2 protein-coding genes are annotated in these 1,861 nt (G+C 59.0%); both read right to left on the reverse strand.

What is annotated here, in order from left to right:
• Positions 1–755 (reverse strand): IS21-like element helper ATPase IstB (gene istB, locus BG60_RS36025; RefSeq protein WP_034474631.1); only part of this gene is annotated, 755 nt, incomplete at its 3' end.
• Positions 752–1,861 (reverse strand): IS21 family transposase (gene istA, locus BG60_RS36030; protein ID WP_034474632.1); only part of this gene is annotated, 1,110 nt, incomplete at its 5' end. The genes istB and istA, both read right to left, overlap by 4 nt.

The raw sequence follows: 1,861 nt of genomic DNA on the forward strand, positions 1-1,861 counted from the left end.
AGTAAATCGGCATGCTCGCGCAGACGGTAAGAAGAGCCCTCAATCTGCACCACGATCGCGTGATGCAGCAACCTGTCGAGCAGGGCTGCTGCAACGACACTGTCGCCGAATACCTCGCCCCACTCACCGAAGCTGCGATTGGAAGTCAAGATAATCGCGCACCGCTCATAGCAGGCGTTGATCAGTTGGAAGAACAGGTTGCCGCCGTTTGAGCCGATGGGGAGATATCCGATCTCGTCGACAATAAGCAGGCTGTTGCGCGCGAGGAAGCGCACGCGTTGCGGCAGATTGCCTTCGCGCTCGGCCTTCGCCATCGAGCTGACGATTTCGGCGAGCGAGCCGAAGTACACGCTCTTGCCGGCGCGGACCGCTTCGACACCCAACGCGATGGAAAGGTGTGATTTACCGGTTCCAGGCGGCCCGAGGAAATGAACCGCCTGTCGCCGCTCGATGAAATCCAGTTGCGCCAGCGTCATGATCCGATCACGATCGAGGCTCGGCTGGAAACTGAAGTCATATCCGGCGAGCGTCTTGATTGTGCCCAATCTTGCTGTCTGTAGTGCCATCCGAATACGCCGTGTCTCGCGCGTAGTGAATTCCTCGCCCAGCAGCGTCTCGAGCACTTCCAGCATTGAGCTGTCGCCCTGCTCAAAGCGCTTCAGAGTGGCATCTAGAGCTTCGAGAGCGCGTGGCATGCGCAAGCCAACGAGGTAACGCTGTATCCGCTCGACAGTCGAGCTTGGAACGCTGTTCATGCATGCCTCCCAACGTCAGCTAGGCGTTTCGCGACCTGATCATAGAACGTTAGGGGCCGGCGTGCGACGCCTGCATTTGAAGGCGGCAGCGCGCGTCCGGTTTGCGGCTTGCGCTTACCGGAGCGCCTGTGGCCAGGCAGCAGTGACGTTCGTCGTCGGCCTTCCAGCACGGGGTGCACTGCCAGCAGTTCGCCCTGCTCGTAAATCCGGATTTCGTGAGCCAGACTGTGAACTTCGAGGGTGCGTTTGCGCGTTCGGTCGGGCACGCTATAGTAGTTTCCGCCGACTGAGACGAGTCCTTCGTGACTCACACGCCGCTCGAGTCGGATCACGCCATTGAACAAACCGGCGGGAAGCGCTTGCAACGTCGGGCGCTCCTCAAGAAAATGCTCCGCGACAACTCGGTGCGTCGTGCCATGCACACGAACATTGGCTACTGAGTCAAGCCACTCACGCAACTGGCGATTCATGTCGGCAAGATTCTGAAATCGTCGAGCGAGGAAGAAGTCCTGACGGATGTATCGAAATGGGCGTTCGACCTTCCCCTTAGTCTTTGCGCGATATGCCTTGCATGCGCGCGGCGCAAAGCCATAGTGCTGCGCGAATGCGACGAGCTTTGCGTTGTAGACGATGTGCTTCTCGACTTCGCCCAGCACGGCCGCCTTCATGCGGTCGTAAAGCACCTCTCGAGGAACACCGCCGATGTGCTCAAACGCTTCCATGTGACAGCGCAAAACCGTTTGAAGGTCTTGGTGCTCAACGAAGCGGCCCCACAAATAACGGCTGTGTCCAAGCACGAGCGAGAACAACCAGATCGAGCGCCGCTGTCCAGGGACGTCATCAAATTCGACATTGAAGTGAGCAAAGTCCACTTGAGCTTGAGCTCCAGCCGGCGTCTCGAAGCGCACCTCGAAGCCACGCTGCTTGGGCGGACGAACTTCTCGGACCAAGTCACCCAAAGCTGTGCGACCGCCGACGTAGCCCATCGCCTGAACCTCCCGAAGAAGTCGTTCAATGCTCAGCTCGGGGTACTCACGCACACGCTCGGTCACGTAATGGACAAACGAATCGACGACGCAAGGACGCGGCGCACGCGGACCATAACG

Origin of the sequence: Caballeronia zhejiangensis (assembly GCF_000698575.1) — a bacterium.
Taxonomy (GTDB): Bacteria; Pseudomonadota; Gammaproteobacteria; order Burkholderiales; family Burkholderiaceae; genus Caballeronia; species Caballeronia zhejiangensis.